At 64.3% G+C, this 23,706-nt stretch carries 23 protein-coding genes; 13 read left to right on the plus strand and 10 right to left on the minus strand.

All coding sequences use genetic code 11. The features are described from left to right. Position 1: 1 nt before the first annotated feature. On the plus strand, positions 2-1,102 hold the full coding sequence (gene sfnR / locus ACNFBR_RS08910) for a sigma54-dependent transcriptional activator SfnR (RefSeq protein WP_416734575.1): 1,101 nt from the start codon (positions 2-4) through the stop codon (positions 1,100-1,102). Between the two features lie 130 nt (positions 1,103-1,232). Then, entirely contained in the window at positions 1,233-1,550 is a 318-nt protein-coding gene (locus ACNFBR_RS08915; protein WP_416734576.1) for a DUF2388 domain-containing protein, read from the plus strand. Positions 1,551-1,672: 122 nt separating this feature from the next. Here ACNFBR_RS08915 and glcC read toward each other — a convergent pair whose 3' ends face one another. After that, the gene (glcC, locus tag ACNFBR_RS08920; protein ID WP_416734577.1) at positions 1,673-2,437 is read right to left on the minus strand and encodes a transcriptional regulator GlcC; all 765 of its coding nucleotides are present in this window, start codon (positions 2,435-2,437) and stop codon (positions 1,673-1,675) included. Positions 2,438-2,631: 194 nt separating this feature from the next. On the opposite strand from glcC, the gene glcD reads away from it, so the two are divergent. The 4 genes from glcD to ACNFBR_RS08940 are packed head-to-tail and all read left to right on the plus strand — an operon-like array spanning position 2,632 to position 6,819. Next, complete coding sequence (gene glcD / locus ACNFBR_RS08925; RefSeq protein ID WP_416734578.1) at positions 2,632-4,131, plus strand: glycolate oxidase subunit GlcD; 1,500 nt, start codon at positions 2,632-2,634, stop codon at positions 4,129-4,131. Beyond that, positions 4,131-5,183, plus strand: coding sequence for a glycolate oxidase subunit GlcE (gene glcE, locus ACNFBR_RS08930; RefSeq protein ID WP_416734579.1), 1,053 nt, complete (start codon positions 4,131-4,133; stop codon positions 5,181-5,183). The genes glcD and glcE overlap by 1 nt, the downstream gene beginning before the upstream one ends. A 9-nt stretch (positions 5,184-5,192) precedes the next feature. Beyond that, complete coding sequence (gene glcF / locus ACNFBR_RS08935) at positions 5,193-6,428, plus strand: glycolate oxidase subunit GlcF (RefSeq protein ID WP_416734580.1); 1,236 nt, start codon at positions 5,193-5,195, stop codon at positions 6,426-6,428. After that, entirely contained in the window at positions 6,421-6,819 is a 399-nt protein-coding gene (locus tag ACNFBR_RS08940; RefSeq protein WP_416734581.1) for a heme-binding protein, read from the plus strand. The genes glcF and ACNFBR_RS08940 overlap by 8 nt, the downstream gene beginning before the upstream one ends. A 114-nt stretch (positions 6,820-6,933) precedes the next feature. Here ACNFBR_RS08940 and ACNFBR_RS08945 read toward each other — a convergent pair whose 3' ends face one another. Beyond that, positions 6,934-7,512, minus strand: a complete 579-nt coding sequence (locus ACNFBR_RS08945) for a flavin reductase family protein (protein ID WP_416734582.1) — start codon at positions 7,510-7,512, stop codon at positions 6,934-6,936. Between the two features lie 196 nt (positions 7,513-7,708). On the opposite strand from ACNFBR_RS08945, the gene ACNFBR_RS08950 reads away from it, so the two are divergent. After that, positions 7,709-8,047 carry a hypothetical protein gene (locus tag ACNFBR_RS08950; protein WP_416734583.1) on the plus strand — a complete coding sequence of 113 codons (339 nt, stop codon included), beginning with the start codon at positions 7,709-7,711 and terminating at the stop codon, positions 8,045-8,047. 335 nt (positions 8,048-8,382) lie between these two features. After that, positions 8,383-9,816, plus strand: a complete 1,434-nt coding sequence (locus ACNFBR_RS08955) for a PLP-dependent aminotransferase family protein (RefSeq protein ID WP_416734584.1) — start codon at positions 8,383-8,385, stop codon at positions 9,814-9,816. Here the strand turns inward: ACNFBR_RS08955 and ACNFBR_RS08960 are convergent. After that, the gene (locus ACNFBR_RS08960) at positions 9,809-11,005 is read right to left on the minus strand and encodes a cyanate transporter (protein WP_416734585.1); all 1,197 of its coding nucleotides are present in this window, start codon (positions 11,003-11,005) and stop codon (positions 9,809-9,811) included. The genes ACNFBR_RS08955 and ACNFBR_RS08960 overlap by 8 nt on opposite strands. A gap of 201 nt (positions 11,006-11,206) precedes the next feature. Between ACNFBR_RS08960 and ACNFBR_RS08965 the strand changes: the two genes are divergently transcribed. Continuing rightward, positions 11,207-11,644: a carboxymuconolactone decarboxylase family protein gene (locus ACNFBR_RS08965; RefSeq protein ID WP_416734586.1), complete on the plus strand. Its 438-nt coding sequence runs from the start codon at positions 11,207-11,209 to the stop codon at positions 11,642-11,644. A 180-nt stretch (positions 11,645-11,824) separates the two neighbouring features. Here ACNFBR_RS08965 and ACNFBR_RS08970 read toward each other — a convergent pair whose 3' ends face one another. Next, positions 11,825-12,835, minus strand: a complete 1,011-nt coding sequence (locus tag ACNFBR_RS08970; protein ID WP_416734587.1) for an AraC family transcriptional regulator ligand-binding domain-containing protein — start codon at positions 12,833-12,835, stop codon at positions 11,825-11,827. 168 nt (positions 12,836-13,003) lie between these two features. Between ACNFBR_RS08970 and ACNFBR_RS08975 the strand changes: the two genes are divergently transcribed. Genes ACNFBR_RS08975 through ACNFBR_RS08985 form a run of 3 tightly spaced genes read left to right on the plus strand, consistent with a single transcriptional unit; the run spans position 13,004 to position 15,644 of the window. After that, positions 13,004-14,188 carry an acetyl-CoA C-acyltransferase family protein gene (locus ACNFBR_RS08975; RefSeq protein ID WP_416734588.1) on the plus strand — a complete coding sequence of 395 codons (1,185 nt, stop codon included), beginning with the start codon at positions 13,004-13,006 and terminating at the stop codon, positions 14,186-14,188. Positions 14,189-14,201: 13 nt separating this feature from the next. Further along, positions 14,202-15,050 (plus strand): 3-hydroxybutyryl-CoA dehydrogenase, encoded by an 849-nt coding sequence (locus tag ACNFBR_RS08980; RefSeq protein ID WP_416734589.1) that lies wholly within the window; start codon positions 14,202-14,204, stop codon positions 15,048-15,050. Between the two features lie 12 nt (positions 15,051-15,062). After that, positions 15,063-15,644: a TetR/AcrR family transcriptional regulator gene (locus tag ACNFBR_RS08985; RefSeq protein WP_416734590.1), complete on the plus strand. Its 582-nt coding sequence runs from the start codon at positions 15,063-15,065 to the stop codon at positions 15,642-15,644. Positions 15,645-15,753: 109 nt separating this feature from the next. Here the strand turns inward: ACNFBR_RS08985 and ACNFBR_RS08990 are convergent, their stop codons facing one another. The 5 genes from ACNFBR_RS08990 to ACNFBR_RS09010 are packed head-to-tail and all read right to left on the minus strand — an operon-like array spanning position 15,754 to position 22,253. After that, positions 15,754-16,131: a response regulator gene (locus ACNFBR_RS08990; RefSeq protein WP_136914262.1), complete on the minus strand. Its 378-nt coding sequence runs from the start codon at positions 16,129-16,131 to the stop codon at positions 15,754-15,756. A 44-nt stretch (positions 16,132-16,175) separates the two neighbouring features. Then, on the minus strand, positions 16,176-17,402 hold the full coding sequence (locus tag ACNFBR_RS08995; protein WP_416734591.1) for an ATP-binding protein: 1,227 nt from the start codon (positions 17,400-17,402) through the stop codon (positions 16,176-16,178). Further along, a complete protein-coding gene (locus ACNFBR_RS09000; protein ID WP_416734592.1) occupies positions 17,396-17,971 on the minus strand; it encodes a chemotaxis protein CheB in 576 nt (191 codons plus the stop codon). The genes ACNFBR_RS08995 and ACNFBR_RS09000 overlap by 7 nt, the downstream gene beginning before the upstream one ends. After that, a complete protein-coding gene (locus tag ACNFBR_RS09005) occupies positions 17,968-18,789 on the minus strand; it encodes a CheR family methyltransferase (RefSeq protein ID WP_416734593.1) in 822 nt (273 codons plus the stop codon). Before ACNFBR_RS09005 ends, ACNFBR_RS09000 begins: the two co-directional genes overlap by 4 nt. Beyond that, positions 18,786-22,253: a response regulator gene (locus ACNFBR_RS09010; RefSeq protein WP_416734594.1), complete on the minus strand. Its 3,468-nt coding sequence runs from the start codon at positions 22,251-22,253 to the stop codon at positions 18,786-18,788. Before ACNFBR_RS09010 ends, ACNFBR_RS09005 begins: the two co-directional genes overlap by 4 nt. Before the next feature lie 247 nt (positions 22,254-22,500). Here ACNFBR_RS09010 and ACNFBR_RS09015 point away from each other — a divergent pair, with 247 nt between their 5' ends. Then, positions 22,501-22,851 (plus strand): response regulator, encoded by a 351-nt coding sequence (locus tag ACNFBR_RS09015; protein ID WP_416734595.1) that lies wholly within the window; start codon positions 22,501-22,503, stop codon positions 22,849-22,851. A 93-nt stretch (positions 22,852-22,944) separates the two neighbouring features. Here the strand turns inward: ACNFBR_RS09015 and cobF are convergent, their stop codons facing one another. Further along, on the minus strand, positions 22,945-23,694 hold the full coding sequence (gene cobF / locus ACNFBR_RS09020; protein ID WP_416734596.1) for a precorrin-6A synthase (deacetylating): 750 nt from the start codon (positions 23,692-23,694) through the stop codon (positions 22,945-22,947). Between the last annotated feature and the right edge of the window lie 12 nt (positions 23,695-23,706).

Raw genomic sequence — 23,706 nt, forward strand, 5'->3', positions numbered from 1 at the left:
CATGCAACTGCTGACCCTCCCCCCGTCACCGACACTGGCCACCTCGATCAGGGCGACCGCACAGGTCTTCGAAGACCCCAGGTCGCAGGCGCTGCTCGCCCACTTGCAACAGGTCGCTCCCAGCGAGGCCAGCGTCCTGATCATTGGCGAAACCGGCACGGGCAAGGAGCTGGTCGCACGCCACATCCACAACCTCAGCGGCCGGCGCAACGGCCCGTTCGTTGCTGTCAACTGCGGCGCGTTCTCCGAGTCGCTGGTGGAAGCCGAGCTGTTCGGCCATGAAAAAGGCGCCTTCACCGGCGCCCTCGCGGCCAAGGCCGGCTGGTTCGAAGAGGCCAACGGCGGCACCTTGTTCCTCGACGAAATTGGCGACTTGCCGCTGCCGATCCAGGTCAAGCTGCTGCGCGTGCTGCAAGAACGCGAGGTGGTGCGGCTGGGCTCGCGCAAGAGCATCCCGATCAATGTGCGGGTACTGGCCGCGACCAATGTACAGCTGGAAAAGGCCATCAATGCCGGACATTTCCGTGAAGACCTGTATTACCGGCTGAACGTGGTGACCTTGCAGTTGCACCCGTTGCGCGACCGCCCGGGCGACATCCTGCCGCTGGCCCGACATTTCATCCGCAGTTACAGCGACCGGCTGGGTTACGGGCCGGTGGAACTGAGCCCCAAGGCCCAGGCGAAACTGGTGGAGTACAGCTGGCCAGGCAACATTCGCGAACTGGAAAACGTGATTCACCACAGTTTGCTGACCTGCGGCGATGGGACGATCCAGGCCCAGGACCTGCGCTTGTCCAACTTGCGTATCGAGCGGCAGGAAGAGGAAGCAACGGGCAATGGCGTGGACGATTTGCTGCAACGGGCGTTCAGCCGCTTGTACGAGGAGCAACCGAACGACCTGTACGAGAAGGTGGAAAATGCCCTGCTGCGCTCGGCCTACCGGTTCTGCCACTACAACCAGGTACATACTGCGCAGTTGCTGGGGTTGTCGCGCAACATCACACGCACGCGGCTGATTGCGATTGGCGAACTGGTGGTGAACAAGCGGCGGGGGCAGGAGCAACAGGTGCTGGACAATCGGGTGGTGCGGTTGTCGATCTGAGCCTTGAGCACTGCGCTGTACCTGTCCCTCACGTCATTACAGCCAGGAAAGGGAACTACCCGCACTCGCCTGCTCTCTTAAACACTGAGTGGTTTATTTCCCTGTGCTTCACGCTACTGGAGAACACGCCATGCGCCACCTACTCCTCGCCCCTGCGCTGCTGCTCCTGCTGCCTGCCGGTGCCGCCCTGGCCCGCGTCGATGCGGGCGACGTCGCCACCTCGGCCGGTATTTCCGCTTCGCTGTATTCGACCTTCAAGGACGACAAACGGATTATCCCGGCCCGTGACGAGCTTTCAGCGTTCGTCGCCAGCGGCGGTGCCATCCGTGGCGCCTATGTGGAGTCGGCGCTGGAACAAGCCCGCAAGGACCACCCAGGGTTGCAGGCCAATGATGAAGAACTGGCCCGGGCCATTCTCGCCCAGGATGACCGTATAGCCGACCATTGAGGTCAGCCTGTAACGGCCTCTTCGCGGGCAAGCCCGCTCCCACAGGGAACGCACCAAGCCTGATGGCTGTGAGGTTCCTGTGGGAGCGGGCTTGCCCGCGAAGAGGCCGGTACAGGGTTACTTCACCCCCAACCATCCATGCGCATGGTCGCCCTGACCAAGCGCTGCTCTTCCTGCTCGATCTCGCGCAAACTGTCGCGTATGCCGTTGATGTGCTCACGCGCCGCCCGCTGTGCCTGCTCGGGCTGCTGCTCCATCACCGCGTGATACAACCGCGCATGCTGCCGGTCGATCTGGCGTTTCTGCGCGGGCCGGCAATACAGGTTATTGACCGAAGCGAACACCGTGCTCAAGGTCAGGTCACTGAGCGATTGCAGCGTGTGCACCAGCACTGGGTTATGCGACGCCTCGCTGATCGCACGGTGAAAGGCATGGTCACGACGGGCGTGCTCACGGGCATCGAGCGCTTCTGCGGCCTGGTGGGCGGCCAGCATTTCTTCGTAGCGCCGGCGGATCAGCAAACGGTCGACCTCGGTGGCACGTAACGCCGCCAACCGCGCCGACTCCGCCTCCAGCAACGCCCGTACCTCCAGCAGGTCGAACAGCGTGCGTGGTTGCGAGCTGAACAGGTGCATCAACGGCGTGACGCCCACTTGCCCGGTCAGGTCGGCGACGAACGAGCCGCGCCCCTGCTCGGTGTCGATGATGCCGCGCCCCCGCAAGATGCGCAGGCCTTCGCGCAGGGCCGAGCGCGAACAGCCCAGCTTGTCCACCAGCCGCCGCTCCGACGGCAGCGCCTGGCCGACTTTCAGCACGCCTTCGACGATCAGCCGCTCGACCCGCTCGGCCACCTGATCGGCGACCTTGGCCTTGCCCTCAGTACCCATCACACCGCTCCTACTGGTAGGACCACTTGCACCGCTGACACCAATCTAGCCGGACAAAGCCATCAATAACCACTGCCTGGTAGAAAAACTGGTAGGACCAGTACCTGACGCACTCGACCACAGCCGCTGGCACGCGCACGCTGCCAGGGTGACCGCTTTGCCAACAACAACAAAAACCGTTGCCGAGTGAGCCGATGAATATCCTGTACGACGAACGCGTCGATGGCGCGCTGCCCAGCGTGGACCAGGCAGACCTGTTGCAGGTACTGCGCGCTGCCCTGCCAGACCTTGAGATCCTGCACCGCGAAGAAGACCTTAAACCCTACGAATGCGACGGCCTGTCGGCCTATCGCACAGTGCCTCTGCTGGTGGTGCTGCCTGAGCGCCTGGAGCAAGTGCAAACGCTGTTGAAGCTCTGCCACCAGCGCGGTGTACCCGTGGTAGCCCGTGGCGCCGGTACCGGCCTGTCGGGCGGTGCCCTGCCGCTGGCCAAGGGCATCCTGCTGGTGATGGCACGCTTCAACCGCATTCTTGAGGTCAACCCACAGGGTCGCTACGCCCGTGTACAGCCAGGTGTACGCAACCTGGCCATCTCCCAGGCCGCCGCGCCCCATGGTATGTACTACGCACCCGACCCGTCCTCGCAAATTGCCTGCTCCATCGGTGGCAACGTCGCCGAAAACGCCGGCGGCGTGCACTGCCTCAAGTACGGCCTTACCGTGCACAACCTGCTCAAGGTGGAAATCCTCACGGTCGAGGGCGAACGCCTGACCCTCGGCAGCGATGCCCTGGACAGCCCAGGTTTCGACCTGCTGGCCTTGTTCACCGGCTCCGAAGGCATGCTCGGTATCGTCACCGAAGTGACCGTCAAGCTGCTGCCCAAGCCCCAGGTGGCGCGGGTACTGCTGGCCAGTTTCGACAGTGTCGAGGACGCCGGCCGGGCAGTTGCCGAAATCATCGCGGCCGGCATCATTCCTGGCGGCCTGGAGATGATGGACAACCTGGCGATTCGCGCCGCGGAAGATTTCATCCATGCCGGCTACCCGGTGGACGCGGCGGCGATCCTGCTGTGCGAGCTGGATGGCGTGGAGGCCGATGTACATGACGACTGCGAACGGGTCGCCGCCGTACTGGCACAAGCCGGGGCCCGCGAGGTGCGCCTGGCCTGCGACGAAGCCGAGCGCGTGCGCTTCTGGGCCGGGCGCAAGAATGCCTTCCCGGCGGTAGGGCGCATTTCCCCGGACTACTACTGCATGGACGGCACCATCCCACGCCGCGAACTGCCACGGGTGCTCAAGGGCATCAGTGACCTGTCCGCGGAATACGGCCTGCGCGTGGCCAACGTGTTCCATGCCGGTGACGGCAACATGCACCCGCTGATCCTGTTCGATGCCAACCTGCCCGGCGAGCTGGAGCGCGCCGAAGCCATCGGCGGCAAGATCCTCGAACTGTGTGTGGCGGTGGGCGGCAGCATCACCGGTGAACACGGCGTGGGCCGCGAGAAGATCAACCAGATGTGCGCGCAGTTCAACAGCGACGAAATCACCCTGTTCCACGCGGTGAAAGCCGCCTTCGACCCGCAGGGCCTGCTCAACCCCGGCAAGAACATCCCCACCCTGCACCGCTGCGCCGAATTCGGCGCCATGCACGTGCACCACGGGCAACTGCCCTTCCCCGAGTTGGAGCGCTTCTGATGAGCATGGACCGCGACATGAGCCAGGCGCTGCTGGAGCAGGTCAACCAGGCGCTGAACCAGCGCACGCCACTGCTCATCCAGGGCAGCGGCAGCAAGGCGATGCTCGGCAACCCGGTGGCCGGCGAAGCGCTCGACAGCCGTAGCCACCGCGGCATCGTCAGCTACGATCCGACCGAGCTGGTACTCACCGCCCGCGCCGGCACGCCGTTGCGCGAGATCGAGGCGGCCCTGCACGAGGCCGGCCAGATGCTGCCCTGCGAGCCCCCGCACCTGGGCCCCGAAGCCACGTTGGGCGGCATGGTCGCGGCTGGGTTGTCTGGCCCTAGGCGACCGTGGGCCGGGTCGGTGCGCGATTATGTACTCGGTACACGTGTGATCACCGGCCACGGCAAGCTGCTGCGCTTTGGTGGCGAGGTGATGAAGAACGTGGCCGGCTACGATGTGTCCCGCCTGATGGCGGGCAGCTTCGGTTGCCTGGGGTTGCTGACCGAGGTTTCTCTTAAAGTGCTGCCACGCCCGCGCCAATGCCTGAGCCTGCGCCTGCCGATGAGCCAGCATGAAGCGCTGGCCGAGCTGGCCGAATGGGGCCAGCAACCACTGCCTATCAGCGCCGCCTGCCATGACGGCGAAGCACTGTACCTGCGCCTTGAAGGCGGCGAAGGCTCGGTGCAGTCGGCATCCCTGCGGCTGGGGGGCGAAACACTCGATAGCCAATTCTGGAGCGACCTGGGCGAACAGCGCCTGGCGTTCTTTGCCGGCACCACACCGCTGTGGCGCCTGTCAGTGCCCAACGCCACCGGTGAGTTGAACCTGCCCGGTCCGCAGTTGATCGATTGGGGGGGTGCCCAACGCTGGCTCAAGTCCAGCGCACCGGCACAGGTCATTCGCGATCAGGTCGCCAAGGTCGGTGGCCACGCCACCTGCTACGCCCCCGGTGCCGCCAGCAGCCCACCGCTGCCCGCCGCACTGATGCGCTACCACCGCGCCCTCAAGCAGCAGCTCGACCCCCAGGGGGTATTCAACCCCGGTCGGCTATACCCGGACCTATGAGGCCAGACCATGCAAACCAACCTCAGCGAAGCATCCCGCCGCCTGGCCCGCGCCGAAGAGGCCGAAAGCATCTTGCGCTCCTGCGTGCACTGCGGTTTCTGCACTGCCACCTGCCCCACCTACCAACTGCTGGGCGACGAACTGGACGGCCCGCGCGGGCGCATCTACCTGATCAAGCAACTGCTCGAAGGCGAGCCGGTCACCCGCAGCACGCAACTGCACCTGGACCGCTGCCTGACCTGCCGCAACTGCGAAACCACCTGCCCGTCCGGGGTGAAGTACCACGACCTGCTGGACATTGGCCGTGCAGAGGTGGAACAGCAGGTGCCACGCCCGCTCGGCCAACGCCTGCTGCGCCAGGGCCTGCGTGCGGTAGTGCCACGCCCGGCACTGTTCAAGGCCCTTACCCGCAGCGGCCAGGCGCTGCGCCCACTGCTGCCGGCCACGCTCAAGCGCAAGCTGCCGGCGCGCATTACGCCACCCGGCGAACGCCCCGCGCCGCGCCACGCGCGCCAGGTGCTGATGCTGGAAGGCTGCGTGCAGCCGGCCCTGTCGCCCAATACCAATGCCGCTGCTGCGCGCCTGCTCGACCGCCTGGGCATCAGCGTACAACCGATTCGGCAGGCCGCTTGCTGTGGCGCGGTGGACTATCACCTGAATGCCCAAGAGCAAGGCCTGCAGCGAGCGCGGCGCAACATCGACGCCTGGTGGCCAGCCATCGAAGCGGGTGCCGAGGCTATCGTGCAAACCGCCAGCGGCTGTGGCGCGTTTGTCCGCGACTACGGCCACTTGCTGGAAAAAGACCCTCTTTACGCCACCAAGGCGGCACGGGTCAGCGCGCTGTCCCGCGATCTGGTAGAAGTACTGCGCGATGAGCCGGTCGAGCAACTGGGTCTGTGCGCCGAACAGCGCCTGGCCTTCCACTGCCCGTGCACCCTGCAGCACGCGCTGAAGCTGGGCGGTGTGGTGGAAGCATTGCTGATGCGGCTGGGCTTTACTCTGACCTCGGTGCCCGATGGCCACCTGTGCTGTGGCTCGGCTGGCACCTATTCGTTGACCCAGCCTGAATTGTCGCTGCAACTGCGCGACAATCGCCTGAATGCACTGGAAAGCGGCAAACCGCAAGTCATTGCCACTGCCAACATCGGCTGCCAGGCCCACCTCGACGGGGCTGGGCGCACGCCAGTGCGGCACTGGATCGAAATCGTCGAAGCAGCCTTGAACCCGGAGAACCCCCATGCATAGCAAGCTCGTGATTGGCCAGGCCGAAATCACCCGCGTACTGACCGCCGCCCGCCAGGAGGCTCAGGCCCAACAATGGAACGTGACCATCGCCGTGGTCGACGACGGCGGCCACCCGTTGGCTCTGGAGCGCCTGGATGGCTGCGCGCCGGCCAGTGCCTACATCGCGATGGAAAAGGCGCGCACGGCGGCGTTGGGGCGCAAGGAGACGCGGGATTATGAAGAAATGGTCAATGGTGGCCGTACGGCATTCGTGACCGCACCCCTGCTGACCAGCCTGGAAGGTGGCGTGCCGCTGCGGGTGGAAGGCCAGGTAGTCGGTGCCATTGGCGTGTCCGGGGTCAAGTCCGAGCAGGATGCCCAGGTGGCCAAGGCAGGCGCTGCCGCCCTCTGAGTCCTGTGTCGGCCTCTTCGCGGGCTTGCCCGCTCCCACAGAATAGGGACAGGCCTTCAGGCCTGCGCAGTACCTGTGGGAGCGGGCAAGCCCGCGAAGAGGCCGACACAGGCGTCACTGCGACTCAACCACCAGCGCCTCGCCAATCGCATAAAAATGCCCACCGGCCACGTAGTGCAGGCTGCGCCACTGCGGGTCGGCACTCTCATAGGCCCAGTGCCCGTCCCGGAACACCCGGTCATCGGCCCAGGCTGCCACCACCTCGCCGATGAACAGGTCATAGGTATTCTGGTTGTGCGGCTCGTCGATCACCCGGCACATCAACCACGCCGAGCAGCCCTGCACCAACGGCGCCGCATGCCCTTCGACCCGCGCCAATTGCACACCAATGCTGGCCAATTTATCAGGCTGGTCGAACAGGCTGCGGGTACCGACTTGGTGGGTCAGTTGCGCCTGTGCCGCGGTCGGCACCTGGATCACGAACCAGCCGCTGCCCTCCACCAACTGCCGAGTGCGGGCGATCTTGTCGAGCACCACGGTCACCTTGGGCGGGTCGAAGTCCAGTGCGCACGCCCAGGCCGCGGCCATGACGTTGTCCACCCCTTCATGGCTGGCCGACACCAGCACCGTCGGGCCGTGGTTCAGCAGGCGATAGGCCTTTTTCAGGTCGACAGGCTGGAAATGGCTGTTCATGGCAATCCTCGGCAGGGCGGGTGTCAGACGCCGGATTGTGCCGCAGACACTTGTCTCCCGCCAGTCTAGGCTGCCACCCCTTAACGCTCAGAAATTTCCCACAACACTCCCAGAAGCGTCCTACTTGCTGACGCTACCCTCAGAAAACAAGATCAGCATCGGACAACGCAAGGTCGCTATCCAGAGGAGGCTCCGTATGCACTTGTACGCCCGCTCCATCGCCGAACTGCGCAGCAGCCTGCGCGAAATGCTCGCCCATGACATCAGTAACCCCGATGAAGACCCTCACCTGTCGGGCGTGATGTTCTTTTGCGCCACCGACGAACACTCACGGCAACTGATCGAACGTATCGAGTTGCTGGCCAGCGAGGTGTTCTTCGACCTGAATGGGCGGGCCATTTCAGAGCACATGAAAGCGGCGGCGGTGGACGGCGTGCGCATCAAGCGCAACCGCAAGGCGCCGGCGGACGAGACGGTGATCCGTATAGCGGTGGCGGACAAGGGTTTTATCACGGTGAGTACGGCCCGGTTCTGAGCGCATGCCTTGCCATCTTCGGTGCCTGCGAGATCGAGCGCCGCCCGCGCGGCGCATCGCGAGCGAAGCTCGCTCCTACATTTGTTTCGGGCCAATTATTCCTGTGGAATTTGCGCGCGAACGCCTTGGCGCATGGCGCGATATCGCGTCGTGCAAACAAGGCGGTCGCGCGCGCCTGTCACAGGCGATACTGGCCCGAAACAAATGTAGGAGCGAGCTTCGCTCGCGATGCGCCGCGCGGGCGGCGCTCGATCTCACAGGCACCAAAATCCTAACGACAAACACCCGCCCCCCCAATCCGCTATCCTGAGCACTCTCCCGCTCCGGACCGCCCCATGGAACTGCACATTCGCCTGGAGGGCCGCAAAGGCCTGGCCGACCAGCTATACCAGCAATTACGCGACGGTATCGACAGCGGCCACCTGGCCGCCGGCACCCAACTGCCGCCAACCCGCCTGCTGGCCGAACGACTGGGCGTATCGCGCAAAACCGTGGCCGAGGCCTATTCACGGCTGACCTACGACAACCTGCTCAGTGGCGTGGTCGGCCGAGGCACCTTCGTCAGCCCGCGCCATCCCCTGCGCAACAATGAATCAGCCACCCTCCCCCTGGCCGGCGCCGCATCCCTGGAGCGCTGGCAGCAGCGCGCCACCGTGCTCGGCCAACGTCAGTTGCAAGCGCCCTCGCGCTATGACTTCGTCGGCGGTGCATCGAGCAAGGCGCAGTTCCCCTTCGACCAGTGGCGCAGCTGCCTGAACTACGCCCTGCGCCGTAGCCAGCGCCATACCGAGCGACAGTTCCCGGCCCAGGGCCTGCCGGAACTGCGCGAGGCCATTGCCCACCACATCGCCTACGCGCGCGGCGTGCACTGCAGCGCTGCTGACCTGTTGGTGTGCAATGGCGCCCAACAGGCGCTAGACCTGATCGCCCGGGTGCTGGTCGAACCCGGCTGCCAGGTGGCCATGGAAGACCCCGGCTACCCGCCGGCACGGCAACTGTTCCTGGCCCTGGGTGCGCGGCTGCAATCCGTACCGGTGGATGATGAAGGCATGTGCGTGGAACAGATCGCCGCCGGCACCCGGCTCATCTACGTAACACCCTCGCACCAGTTCCCACTGGGCATGCCGATGAGTGAGCCCCGTCGGCACGCCCTGCTGGCGCGGGCTGCCGAGTTGGGTGCATTGATCATCGAAGACGACTACGACTGTGAGTTCCGCTACCACGGGCCTGCCTCGGACGCGCTGCAGCGTTTGGACCGGCACGGGCTGGTGGCCTATGTAGGGACCTTCTCCAAGACCTTGCTGCCCGAGCTGCGCCTGGGCTATGCCGTGCTACCGCCCGCCGTGCTGCAGGCAGCTTGCGTGGCCAAGCACCTCAGCGACTGGCACAGCCCGACGTTGCTGCAGTGGGCACTGGCGCGCTTTTTGAGCGAAGGCCACCTGCACAAGCACATCCGCCGTTGCCACGAGGTCTATAGCGCCCGTCGCGAACGCATCCTGGCGCGCCTGGGCGGCGACCTGGCACCGTGGTTCAGCGCCATCCCCGCCAGTGCGGGCTTTCACCTCAGCGCCCTGGCCACACCCGAGGTGAATGTGGAGTTGTTGGCCAACCTGGCACGCAAGGTAGAGGTCGGCCTGTATTCGCTGGCACCGTTTTTCAACGAAGCGCCGGTACGCCCAGGGCTGTTGCTGGGCTTCGGCGCCATCGAACTGCTGGACATCGACCCGGCGCTGGACCGGGTGCGCGATACCCTGCAACGCCTCAGCTGACCGTCGCGGCCTTGCCCGCTGCTGACGGACGGGCGATGGCCGCCGCGTAGCCGCGCGGGTTGAAGCACGCGGTCACCAGCAGCATGGCCAGCACAGTCACGGTCAGCAGTGTCCACGAAGCCTGGAAGTCACCACTCACGTCTCGCAGCCAGCCTGTGATGTACGGCACGATGCCGGTGATGATGAAGCCGATGCCCTGCACGAACGCCGCCAGGCTGCCGGCTTCGGCAGGGGTCTTCAGGTGTTCCAGGGTCAACGTCAGGCTCTGGCTGAAGCAGGCGCCCAGGCCAAAGCCGATCATGGCCACCCACAGCCCCGAAGCCACCGTAGGTGCCAACAGCAAGCCGAGGAAGCCCGCCAGCTGGATCGCCAGTGCCAGCCACAGGCCAGGGCGCCGATCTACCCAGCGCCGTAGCAGCAACGGCAGGCCGAGCGCACCGGCTACCTGGAAGACGGTCATCAGGCCAACCAGGTCGGCGCCGCCCTGGGCGCTGCCGCCATGCTCGATATGGTAGGCCGGCAACCAGGCCACCATGCTGGTGTAGCCGCCGTTGATCAGGCCAAAGTACAGGGCCAGCAACCACGCCCGGCGGGTGCCGAACCAGTGGCCGCCGGCGGCCCCTGCCAGCGTCGGTGCTTCCTGGCGTGGTCGCAGCACGGCCCAGGCCAGCACCGCCAGCACTGCCGGGATCGCCCAGACCCCAAGGCCGGCCTGCCAGTGACCGAAATGGCCGCTGATATGTGGCCCGAGTACCGCAGCCAGGCCGCCACCACTCATCAGCGCCGCCGAATACAAGCCCATCGCCGCGGCCAAACGCCCAGGGAACCAGCGGTTGACCAGGCCTGGCATCATGCCCTGCACCACCGCCACGCCCAGGCCGGCGACCACCGCACTGGCGATCAGCGCCCAGGCACTGTCCAGTTGCAGGCGCCACAGGCAGGCCAGAGCAATCGCGGCCAGGCCCCCGAGCATGCCGCCATGCTCGCTGATCCAGCGGCGTAGCCAGGGTTGCAGCAACGGCACCAGGCCCATGCACAGCACCGGCAGCGCCGTTAGCAAGGCGGCCTGCTGGTAACCCAGACCGGTGCTGGCGCGCATGGGTTCGAGTAACGGGCCGATACTGGTCAGGATCGGCCGCAGGTTCAGCGCCAGCAGGATCACCAGCAACAGGTTCAGTGCAGCTCTCATTGTGAATCGGTTCTCTTGAAGCAAGACCTGGCCATTATCCCGGCTTGGCAGGCCTGGCAGAAATGAAGAGATTGGATGCATGTCAGTGGTCGCCTGAATGGGCGATTGGCCTCCTGACCAAGCGCACGATTGGCTATCGGGGTGGCCAATGGTCGGCGCTACAGTAGCGCCATCACCACCCCACAGTTTTTGGAGACTGCCATGCATAACCGTATCGAATGGGCTAAACACGCACCCGAGGCCTACAAGGCCATGGTCGGTCTGGAACAAGCCCTGGCCAAGAGTGGCCTTGAGAGTTCGCTGCTGGAGCTGGTACGCCTGCGCGCTTCGCAGATCAACGGCTGCGCCTACTGCGTCAACCTGCACGCCAACGATGCGCGCAAGGCCGGAGAGACCGAGGCTCGCCTGCAAACCCTGTGTGTGTGGCAGGAAACCAACTACTTCACGGCGCGCGAACGTGCGGCGCTGGCCTGGGTCGAGAGCCTGACCCGCTTGCCTGAACTGGGTGCGCCGCAAGGGCAATATGAGGCGCTGCAGGAACACTTCGAGCCGGCCGAGGTGGCCAACTTGACCTTGGCGATTGCCACCATCAATGCCTGGAACCGCTTCGGAGTAGGGTTTGCCATGGTGCCTGCCTGATCTTTCTACAGGTACAGCGTACCCCTTCGGGTCGGCGCCGGACCTGTAGGAGCAGCCTTGTGCTGCGAAGAGGTCATTGCAGCCGAAGACGGTCGTTAGCCATACCGGCCTCTTCGCAGCACAAGGCTGCTCCTACAGATTCCGCGCATGCCTTGATGGCTTGCGCGGTACAGCTAGCAACTAACGGCTGGCCAAACGCGCCCGGTAGCTCCCCGGGCTCTGCCCGGTCCACTTCTTGAACGCCCGGTGAAATGCGCTGGGCTCCTGAAACCCCGCCTGCTCGGCAATTTCGGCAATGCTCAGCGCCCCTTCCCGCAACCGCTCGAAGGCCATCGCCCGGCGCACCTCATCCTTGATCTGCTGGTAGGAGCGCCCTTCCCGCTCCAGCTGCCGGCGGAAGGTACTGGCACTGACCCCCTGCCGCTGCGCCAGCGCGGCCAATGTCGGCCACTGCCCATAACGCAGGGCCCGCAGGTGGCGGTACACCTCGGCCACCAGCCCGTTCTGGTTGCGAAAGCGGATCACCAACCCCTGCGGGGCACTGCGCAGAAAGGTCTTCAAGGCTGCCAGGTCCTGCACCACCGGCAGGCGCAGGTAAGCACTGTCGAACTCCACCTCGGTGCGCCCGCTGCCCAGGCGCAAGTCCGGCCCCCACAGCAGCAGATCGTCATCCTGAGCCGGGCGCGATACCGCCAGTTCGGTACGGTCGATGGCAACTCGCCGCCCGGCCAGCCAGCACAGCATGCCGATCATCAGCACCAGGTAGGTTTCCTCGGCATACACCCGGGTCAGCGGGTCGGCAATGTTCGACTGCACGCTGATCAGCGCCCGCCCGCCACGTACTGTCAGGCTGCCGCGCAGGTCACGCAGGAACAGGCCGAAACCGCCCATGCACTGACGCAAGGCCTTTTCCAGTGTGGGTTCAAGGATCAAGCCCCGGCAGATCAGGGCAAAACTGCCCAGCGGCATGCCGTGGCTGTCGAGGCGAAAGAACTCATCGTCCAGGCGCTGAATCAACGCCAGCCACAACTGGGCGAACGCCTTGGCCGGCACCCGCGCCTGGGGCTGATCGAGCAGTTGCGGGGCAATGCCCACCGCCAGCAACTGGGCATCGCGCTCGGCGGGGCTGTCGCGCAGGGCGTGGAGCATGGCGTTGAGGAAGTACACGGCGACTGAATCGCTATCGCGCATGGCGGCCTTCGCTGTCTATGCTGAGTGGCAAAAAGTGCCAGGTTGTTTGAACAGATCCGGCATAGGCTGCAACAGAGCCTTTGCCTAGACTCGATCCCACTTCGGGACCGCCGGCCATTCTCGCAGAGCCTGGCCCTGTCCCGCCATGCCTTCGCAATCGGAGCCCCTATGAGCAGCGCAGAAATCTTCGTCGTCAGTGCCGTCCGTTCAGCCATCGGTGGCTTTGGCGGTTCTCTCAAGGACCTGCCACTGGCCGACCTGGCCAGCGCCGTGACCCGCGCCGCCATCGAGCGTTCGGGCCTGGCCGCCGAGCAAGTCGGCCACCTGGTGATGGGCACGGTAATCCCGACCGAGCCGCGTGACGCTTACCTGGCGCGGGTAGCGGCAATGAATGCCGGCATCCCCAAGGAAACCCCGGCATTCAACGTCAACCGTCTGTGCGGCTCTGGCCTGCAGGCTATCGTCTCGGCGGCCCAGGGCCTGTTGCTGGGCGACACCGACGTGGCCGTGGCGGCCGGCGCCGAATCCATGAGCCGTGGCCCGTACTTGCTGCCACAGGCCCGCTGGGGCGCGCGCATGGGTGACCTGCAAGGCATCGACTACACCGTCGGCGTACTGCAGGACCCCTTCCAGCACTTCCACATGGGCATCACTGCCGAGAACGTCGCGGCCAAGCACGGCATCAGCCGCGAAATGCAGGACGAACTCGCCCTGACCAGCCAGCGCCGCGCCGCCCGCGCCATTGCCGAAGGCCGCTTTGCCAGCCAGATCGTGCCGCTGGAGCTGAAAACCCGCAAAGGCAGCGTGCAGTTCAGTGCAGACGAGCATGTGCGTGCAGATGTGACCGCCGAGCAACTGGCCGGTATGAAGCCTGTATTCAAGAAAGACGGCACTGTCACCGCCGGCAACGCCAGCGGCATCAACGATGGTGCCGCCGGCCTGGTGCTGGCCACAGGTGACGCGGTGCGCCGCCTCGGCCTGAAGCCGCTGGCACGCCTGGTGGGTTATGCACATGCCGGTGTCGAGCCCGAATTGATGGGCCTGGGCCCGATCCCGGCCACCCGCAAGGTGCTGGAGAAGACCGGCCTGAAGCTGCAGGACCTGGACGTGATCGAGTCCAACGAAGCCTTTGCCGCCCAGGCCTGCGCCGTGGCCCGCGAACTGGGCTTCGACCCGGAAAAGGTCAACCCTAACGGTTCGGGCATTTCCCTGGGCCACCCAGTGGGTGCCACTGGCGCGATCATCGCCACCAAGGCGATCCATGAACTACAGCGCATCCAGGGCCGCTACGCCCTGGCCACCATGTGCATCGGCGGCGGCCAAGGCATCGCCGTGGTCTTCGAGCGCGTCTGAGGGAGACGGACACATGAGCATTGAACACATCGCCGTGATCGGCGCCGGCACCATGGGCAACGGCATTGCCCAGGTGTGTGCGGCAGCTGGCTACCAGGTGCTGCTGGTGGATGTTTCCGACGCGGCGCTGGAGCGCGGCGTGGCCACCTTGAGCAAAAACCTCGAGCGCCAGGTCAGCAAAGGCACTCTCGACGCCGACAAGGCCGCCGCCGCGAAAGCCCGTATCCGTACCAGCACCGACTACGCCCAGCTCAACGCTGCGCAAATGGTGATCGAAGCCGCTACCGAAAACCTGCAGCTCAAGCAGCGCATCCTGCAGCAGGTGGCCGCCAACGTCGCCGCCGACTGCCTGATCGCCACCAACACTTCGTCGCTGTCGGTCACCCAGCTGGCCGCCAGCATCGAGCACCCCGAGCGCTTCATCGGCGTGCACTTCTTCAACCCGGTGCCCATGATGGCGCTGGTCGAGATCATTCGCGGCCTGCAGACCAGCGACAGCACCTACGCCCAGGCGCTGGTGGTGACCGAAAAGGTCGGCAAGACGCCGATCACCGCGGGCAACCGCCCGGGCTTCGTGGTCAACCGCATCCTGGTGCCGATGATCAACGAGGCGATCTTCGTGCGCCAGGAAGGCCTGGCCAGTGCCGAGGACATCGACACCGGCATGCGCCTGGGCTGCAACCAACCGATCGGCCCGCTGGCCCTGGCCGACCTGATCGGCCTGGACACCTTGCTGGCGATCATGGAGGCCTTCCATGAAGGCTTCAACGACAGCAAATACCGCCCTGCCCCGCTGCTCAAGGAAATGGTCGCGGCCGGTTGGCTGGGGCGCAAGAGCGGCCGCGGTTTCTTCACCTACTGAGGACAAAGCGCCATGCCCCCGGTCAATGCCGCAATGCGCTGTGCCAACTTTGAAGAGCGACGTGACCGGGCCATGGCATTGTTTGCCGAAAAAGGCTTTGGCCAGGTCAGCATGCGCGAGCTGGCGGCCCACGTGGGGCTGACCGCCGGCTCGCTGTACCATCATTTCCCCAGCAAGCAGGACCTGCTGTACGACTTGATCGAGGAGTTGTACGAGGAACTGCAGGCCACCTTGGACCAGGGGCGACGGGCCATGGCACGCGGGGCGTCGGCGTTGAGTTGCCTGATTGCCGCGCACTGGCAGTTGCATGCCGAGCGGCCGCTGCAGTTTCGCCTGGCCGAGCGGGACTTGTGCTGCCTGAGTGATGAGCAGCGGGCGCGCCTGGCGTTGTCGCGCAAGCGTTACGAGGCGGGGTTGCTACGCCTGATCGCACCGCAGGCGAAGTTGCAGGGGGAGGCGTTGGTGGCGACAGCGCATGTGGTGGCGACGTTGCTGAACCAGTTGCCGGGGATGTTGAAGGCCTTGCCCGAGGAGCAAGGGCTGGCGCTGATGGAAAGCATGCTGATGGGGGGTATTGAGCGGACCCTGCGGTAACCGGTTGCAGCCTCTTCGCGGGCAAGCCCGCTCCCACAGGTACACCGCAGGTTTCAAGCACAGTGGGATACCTGTAGGGGCGGGCTTGCCCGCGAAGAGGCCAGCACAGTTAACGCAGGAGTGCCTGGATCTGCTCGTGCAACGTGTCCAGGTCAAACGGTTTGGCCAGGATCGGCGCCTTGCGGGTGATCGGGCTGCCAGACTCGAGAATCTCCGCCGGGTAGCCACTGATGAAAATTACCTTCAGGTCTGGCCGCAGCTTCACCGCTGGCTCGGCAATGTCCACCCCGGAGATTCCCCCCGGCAAGCGGAAGTCCGTCACCATCAGGTCCAGGTGCGGTTTGCTGGCCAGGATGGCGAACGCCTGCTCGCCATCTTCGGCCACCAGCACGTGGTACCCCTCACCCGCCAGGTAATCGCGCAAAATCATGCGTATCGCCGGCTCATCCTCGACGACCAGAACCACATCTTGTGCATCTTCACTCATGTTAACGCCTTGAAATACTTACAGTTGGCCATCAGACCCCAGGCTTACGCAGAGGTTGCCCGCGCCTGGTCGTTTTGTTGTTCGTATGTTGCCAGCGGCAATTGCAAGGTGAAGGTGGCGCCTTTGCCCTCTTCACTTTCAACCCGTATGTGCCCGCCATGGGCTTGGACGATCTGTTCCGAGATGTACAACCCCAACCCCAACCCGCCACTGGCCTGCTGAGCGGCGACCCGCTCGAACTGCTGGAAAATGCGCTGCTGGTTGGCCGCGCCAATGCCGATGCCCTGGTCCTGCACTTCTACGCACGCCAGGCCATCCTGCTCGAACACGCGCACCTGCACCGGCTTGCGTTCGCCGTAACGCAACGCATTGGACAACAGGTTGGCCACCACTTGCTCAATGCGAAACTCGTCCCACTCACCCTGCAGCGCTTCGCAGCGTTGCAGTTCCACGTGGGTTTCCAGCGCCGTCGCTTGCGCGGCAAAGTTCTCTACCAGCCCGCGCACCAGTTGCCCCAGGTCGAACACCTTGGGGCGCAGCGACAGCTTGCCGGTGCGAATGCGCGAGACATCCAGCATGTCCTCGATCAGGCGGATCAGGCTGTTGATCTGCCGTTCGTCGCGCTCGACCATGGCCTGCAGCTTGTCGCCGCTGAACGCGGCAAGGTTGCTACGTGCCAGGTGCATCTTGCGCAGTTGGGTTTCCAGAATCAGCCCATTGAGTGGCGTGCGCACTTCGTGGGCGACGATCGACATGAAGTCATCACGCATGCGCACGGCATGCTCCAGCTCAGCGCGCGCCGTCTGCAACTGGGCCAACAGCAACTCCTGCTCCTGGCGGCTACGCTCCAGGGCCTGCAACTGGCGGTCGAGCACCTTGCGCTGGCGATACAGGTCGACGAACACCGACACCTTGCTCTTCACCGCCAGGGTGTCGAGTGGCTTGTACAGGAAGTCCACCGCACCGCTCTCATAGCCCTTGAAGGCATAGTTCATCTCGCGCCCGGCAGCGGTGACGAAGACGATAGGAATATTGCGGGTCTTTTCCGTGCCACGCATCAGCTCGGCCAGCTCGAAGCCGTTCATGCCCGGCATCTGCACATCGAGGATGGCCAGGGCGAACTCGTGTTCGAGCAACAGCGACAACGCGGCTTCGGCGGACTGGGCCTGGTGCACCTCGCGGTCTTCGCCCTGGATCAGGGCGTCGAGGGCCAGCAGGTTCTCCGGCAGGTCGTCGACGATCAGCAGTTTGGCGATGGTGTGGCTTAGCATGCGCTGGGTTCCAGGGCGGCGAGCAACTGCTCGATGCCACTCAGAGAAAGAATATGGTCGGGCTGGTGCAAGGCCAAGGCGGCCTCCGGCATCAGCGCAACCTGTGCGTCATGAGGGTCCTGGACGATGGTCCGGCCCCCATTGTTCTTGATATAGGCAAGCCCTTGAGCACCATCTTCGTTGGCACCGGTGAGCAGCACGCCAAGCAGGCCATCGCCATAGGCGTCGGCAGCGGACATGAACAGGTAGTCGATTGCCGGCCTGGAAAAATGCACCGGCGGCTCCTGGCTCAACGACAGGGTGAAATCGCATTCCACCGAGAGGTGGTAGCCCGGCCCGGCCACGTAGATTTGCCCGGGGCGCAGCGGCTCCTTGTCCCGTGCCTCGTGCACCGGCCGGTGCAGGCGGCGCTGCAACACCGTGGCCAGCTGACTGTGGCGGCCATCCGGCAAGTGCAACACGCACAACACCGGGAGGGTGAAGCCGGCTGGCAACCCACCCAGCACCGTGAACAGCGCCGTCACGCCGCCTGCCGAGGCACCGATCACCACCGCGCGTACGCCGTTCATGATTTACGGTAGATCCGTTCGGGCTTGACCAGCGGCTCGAAACGCTCGCTGTAGGCGGAAAAGTCCACCGACTCCTTGCTGCCCAGCACCAGGAAGCCGCGGTGGCACAGCGACTCATGGAACAGGCCAAGGGCGCGGTCCTGCAGCTCTTTGTTGAAGTAGATGAGCACATTGCGGCACGACACCAGCTGGGTTTCGGAAAACACGCTGTCGGTGGCCAGGCTGTGGTCGGCGAAGGTCACATTGTCGCGCAGCGTGCTGTCCATGATGGCGTTGCCGTAGGCCGCCGTGTAGTACTCGGCAAAGTCCCGGCGACCGCCGGCGATGCGGTAGTTCTCGGCGTACTCGCGCATGCTCTGCATCGAGTAGATGCCCTGCTTGGCTTTGTCCAGGGAATGCGGGTTGATGTCGGTGGCATAGATGATGGTGCGCTCCAGCAGGCCTTCTTCGCGCAGCAGGATGGCCATCGAGTACACCTCCTCGCCCGTGCTGCAGCCGGCAATCCACACCTTGATCGACGGCCAGGTGCGCAGCAGCGGCACCACCTCGTTACGCAGCGCCAGGAAGTGCCCCGGGTCGCGAAACATCTCGCTGACCGGGATTGTCAGGTACTGCAGCAACTGCATGAACATGCCAGGGTCGTGCAGCACGCGCTCCTGCAGCGCCGACACCGTCAGGCAGTCGAACTGACGCAGCGCATGCAGGATCCGGCGCTTGATCGACGCGCCGGAATAGTTGCGAAAATCGTAGCTGTACTTGAGGTAGATGGCCTCGATCAGCAAGCGGATTTCAATGTCGGTGTTACGTTCGCTAGTCAAATTCGCTCCAGTTGCGGCAGCCATACACGGATCAACGAGAACAAACGGTCCAGGTCGATCGGTTTGGCCAGGTAATCATTGGCCCCGGCCTGCAGACAACGCTGCTGGTCATCCTTCATGGCCTTGGCGGTCACGGCGATGATCGGCAGCTTGCGCCAGCGCGGTTGCTGGCGGATCAGGCGGGTGGCCTCGAAACCGTCCATTTCCGGCATCATCACGTCCATCAGCACCAGGTCGATGTCGTCATGCTGCTCCAGGCGCTCGATGGCCTCGCGGCCGTTACGGCCGATCTCGACGATCGCGCCCTTGTGCTCCAGGGCGCTGGTGAGGGCAAAGATGTTGCGCACATCGTCGTCCACCAGCAGCACCTTGCGCCCCTCGAACACCTTGTCGCGGCTGCGAGCGGTCTTGAGCATGCGCTGGCGCTCGTTGGACAACTGCGATTCGACCTTGTGCAGGAACAGCGTCACTTCGTCGAGCAGGCGCTCCGGCGAGCGCGCGCCCTTGATGATGATTGAGCGCGAGTACTTGAGCAGGTCGGCTTCTTCTTCACGGGTCAGGTTGCGCCCGGTGTACACGATGACGGGCGGGAACGAACGGATATCCTCGGCGGTCATGCGCTTGAGCAGCTCGTTACCGAGCATGTCCGGCAGCTTCAGGTCGATGATCATGCAGTCGTAGATGTTCTCGCGCAGCAACGCAAGGGCATCCTGGGCCATGGCCACGGCGGTGATCTCGACATCGTCGTCGCCGATCAGGCGGGCAATGCTCTCGCGTTGCAGGTCGTCGTCTTCCACCAGCAGGATATGCTTGAGCTTCTGGGTCAGCTTCGCTTCCAGGCGGGCGAACACTTCCTTGAGCTCTTCGCGGCTGGTGGGCTTGACGGCGTAACCGACGGCGCCCATGTGCATGGCGGCCTCGACCCGGTCTTCCACGGAAATGATATGCACCGGTATGTGCCGGGTGCCAGCCAGCTCCTTCAGGCGTTGCAGCACCGTCAAGCCGGAATGGTCGGGCAGGCGCATGTCCAGCAGGATCGCATCGGGGATGTACTGGGCGGCCAGCTCGAAGCCTTCGTCGGCACCCTGCGCCACCAGGCAGCTGTAACCCAGTTCATGGGCCAGGTCGAAGAGGATGCGGGCAAAGTTCGGTTCGTCTTCGATCACCAGGATGCAGCGGTTGCTGAACGGTGCACGCTCGCGGTCGTCGGCAAATGCCAGCGCCGGGCGTTTAGGTGCCGGCACTACCGGCACCTGCGGCGCGGGGGGCAAGGTATCGACCGCCGGGCGCAGGCTCAGCGGCTCGACGTCCTGCGCCAGGCGCTCGAAGTGCTCTGGCAGGATCAGGCTGAACACGCTGCCCTGGCCAGGGCTGCTGTCGACGTTGATTTGGCCGCCCAGCAGATGCGCCAGGTCACGGGAAATCGACAGGCCCAGGCCGGTGCCGCCATAACGGCGGTTGCTGGTGCCATCGACCTGATGGAAGGCACCGAAAATCGCCTGCTGCTGGTCAGCGGCAATGCCGATGCCGGTATCGCGCACGGCAAACACGATGCCGGTACCAGGTTGGTAACCGATGTTCAGGCTGACCTGGCCGCGCTCGGTGAATTTGATGGCGTTGGACAACAGGTTCTTGAGAATCTGTTCCAGGCGCTGGCGATCCGTGAACAGGGTGGCCGGCACCTGCGCCTCGGCCGTGACTTCGAAGGCCAGGCCCTTGTGCCCGGCCAACGGTTCGAACATACCGCGCAGGCCCTCGACCAGGCGCTCCACCTGGGTGTTTTCCGGGCGCACTTCGAGCTTGCCGGCCTCGACCTTGGCGATATCGAGAATATCGTTGATCAGGTTGAGCAGATCATTGCCGGCCGAGTAGATGGACTCGGCGAACTTCACCTGTTCGTCGCTGAGGTTGCCTTCGCCGTTCTCCGCCAGCAGCTTGGCCAGAATCAACGAGCTGTTCAGTGGCGTGCGCAGCTCATGGGACATATTGGCGAGGAATTCGGACTTGTACTTGCTCGAGCGCTGCAATTCGTCGGCACGTGCCTGCAGCTCTTCCTGGGCCTGGACCAGTTCGTCGTTCTTGCGGTCCAGCGCCTCGGTGCGCTCGGACAACTGCTCGTTGGTCTGCTCCAGCTCCGCCTGCTGGGTTTCCAGATGGGCCTGGGACTCCTTGAGCACGCGAGATTGCTCTTCCAACTCTTCGTTGGCGGTTTTCAGCTCTTCCTGCTGCACTTGCAGCTCTTCGTTGAGCTGTTGGGTCTCGGCCAGCACCTCCTGCAGGCGCTGGCGGTAGCGGGCGCTTTCGATGGAGATGCCGAGGTTGCCGCCCAGGCGCTCCATCAGCTCGTTGTCGCGCGCCTGCAAGGGGCGCAGGAAGCCCAGTTCGACCACACCGTTGATCTGGCCATCGTCGATCGCGGGCATCAGCAAGGCATTGCGTGGCAAGCCGCTGCCCAGGCCGGAACTCAGGCGGTAGTAATCTTCCGGCAGGTTTTCAAGGCACAGCAAGCGGCCTTCGCGCACGGCCTGGGCCAACAGCCCATCATGATCGCCCTTGACCTGCTCCCGAGCCTGCTCCTCGGCATCCAGGCCATAGGTGGCCACCCGTACCAGGCGGCCATGCTCATCACGCACGTAAACCGCCCCCACCACACTGCCCAGATACGTGGCAAAGAAACGCAGAATGTTGTCACCGAGCATGGGCAAGGTCAGTTGGCCCAGCACCTGTTCGGCCAGTTGGGTCTGCCCGTTGCGCAGCCAGGCCTGGTGCTCCAGGCGCTCGGCCGCACGCTGCTGGGCCTTGGCGTTTTCTTCGTAAGTGCCAGACAACGCCAGCAGGTCGCGCCGGCCCAGGTAGGCCAGCAAGGCGCTGAGGCCGACGATGAACAGCACGAACACAGAAATGGCCGTGACGGTAACGCTGCTGACCTTTTCGTTGCGGGCCATGCGCAACTGCTGTTCGGTGCCGATCAGGCCGTCGAACTCCTTGCGGATCTCGTCAGTCAGGCGCTTGCCGCGGCCATTGCCGATCGACGCCTGATAATCGCCCTGGCTACGGCGCAAGGCAATCATCTCGCTGCCGAAGGTGTTCCAGGCTTGTTGCAAGGCGATCAGCCGGTCGATACGGTCGACCTGCTGCGGGTTGTCCTCGACCATGCCGCGCAGGCTTTGCAGGCTGCCAAGAATGCGTGGCTTGGCCACCTCGTAGGGGTCTAGAAAACGCTCGTCGCCCGTGATCAGGAAGCCGCGCATGCCGGTTTCCATGTCGATCGACAGCTTGACCGTTTCGTTGGCATTGCCGATCACCCGGTCGGTGTGCTCGACCCACTGCATGGCCGAAAGCAGGTAGTTGATCACCGCGACGAAGGCCACGGCCCCCAGCAGGCCCACCCCCAGGGGGAGGCCGATGTTGCGGCTCAACAGCTTGCGAAAGCTTCGCTGGTCCATCGAGGCTGCTTGAATCATGAGAAAACGCCCGAGCAAGAAAAGTCCATTGAAAGAGTGGCGGATCAGTCATTGTTGTTATCTGCCACTGCGCCGTCCTGATTAGCGAGTCTAACCAGCTTTGACGGGTCTGGCAGGGCATTTAGCCAGTATTTGAAGGTTGTGTTCGGCAATCGTTCCATCTATTTGCATGGATCGGTATCCTCGGGAACTTCTGATGCCACGCGGTGCACAGATTAAAGACACTCATTTGTACAGGATCCGAACCATGCACCTTCTGGTAGTCGAAGACGACGACATCGTACGCATGCTGATGGTCGAAGTGCTCGACGAGCTGGGTTACACCGTCATCGAGGCAGAAGACGCCGCAGCCGCCTTGCGGGTACTCGAAGACCCTAGCCAGACGCTGGCACTGATGATGACCGATGTGGGCCTGCCGGACATGCGCGGCGAGGCGCTGGCGATTAAAGCGCGCGAACTGCGGCCGCTGCTGCCGGTACTGTTCGCCAGTGGTTATGCCGATAGCTTCAATGTGCCCGACGGCATGCACCTGATCGGCAAGCCGTTCAGCATCGACCAACTGCGAGACAAGGTGCTGGCTATTCTGGGTAACCCTTGAGAACGGTATCGCCTGTTTCGCGGGCTTGCCCGCTCCCACAGGCCTGCCACAGGCGCCAAGGGCAGTACAACACCTGTCACGGATTGACGCTGACTACAGCTCCCTGCGTAAAAGGTAGGTGTCCATGATCCATCCCTTGCGCCGCCTCTCGCGCTCGCGCACCTCCAAAATGCGTGCCTTCACCGCTTGCAACGGCCCGGCGATCAGCACCTCGTCCTCTGTCCCCAGATACGCGCCCCAATAGATCATCAACGCCGGGTCATCGAGCTGGGCAAACGCGCACTGGCGGTCGAGCATCACCACAACATTCTCGACAGGCCCGTACCCGCCCAGGCGCCGCCCCGGCAGCACGGTCAGCGGCTCACCGATGCGGTTGAGCGGAACTTGGTGGCGTGCCGCCAGCGCCTGCACGCTGCTGATCCCAGGGATCACCTGCAAGCGCAGCGCCACGCCGCGCTCGCGGACCAGATCGAGAATACGCAGGGTGCTGTCGTATAGGGTCGGTTCACCCCACAGCAGAAAGGCGCCGGTTTCCCCGTCGCCCATTTCCTGCCCGATCAGCTGGGCATACAGCGCAGCACGCTGCCGGTGCCAGCCCTGCACCGCGCCCAGGTAGTCATCCGCCTGGCTATCGCGCAGCGGGTCGGCCACTTGCACCAGCCGATAACCGCCCTCGGGGCGGTAGCGTTGCAGAATGGCTTTGCGCTGGCGCACCAGTTCGTCCTTGTCGCTGCCCTTGTCGAGCACGAAGAACACACAAGCGCTACGCAGCGCATCGACCGCCTCATAGGTAACCTGGCGCGGGTCACCCGAGCCGATACCAATCAACAACAGGTCTTTCATCGCCCTGCCCTG

The sequence above is a fragment of the Pseudomonas sp. NY11955 genome (genome assembly GCF_048068035.1).
Taxonomy (GTDB): Bacteria; Pseudomonadota; Gammaproteobacteria; order Pseudomonadales; family Pseudomonadaceae; genus Aquipseudomonas.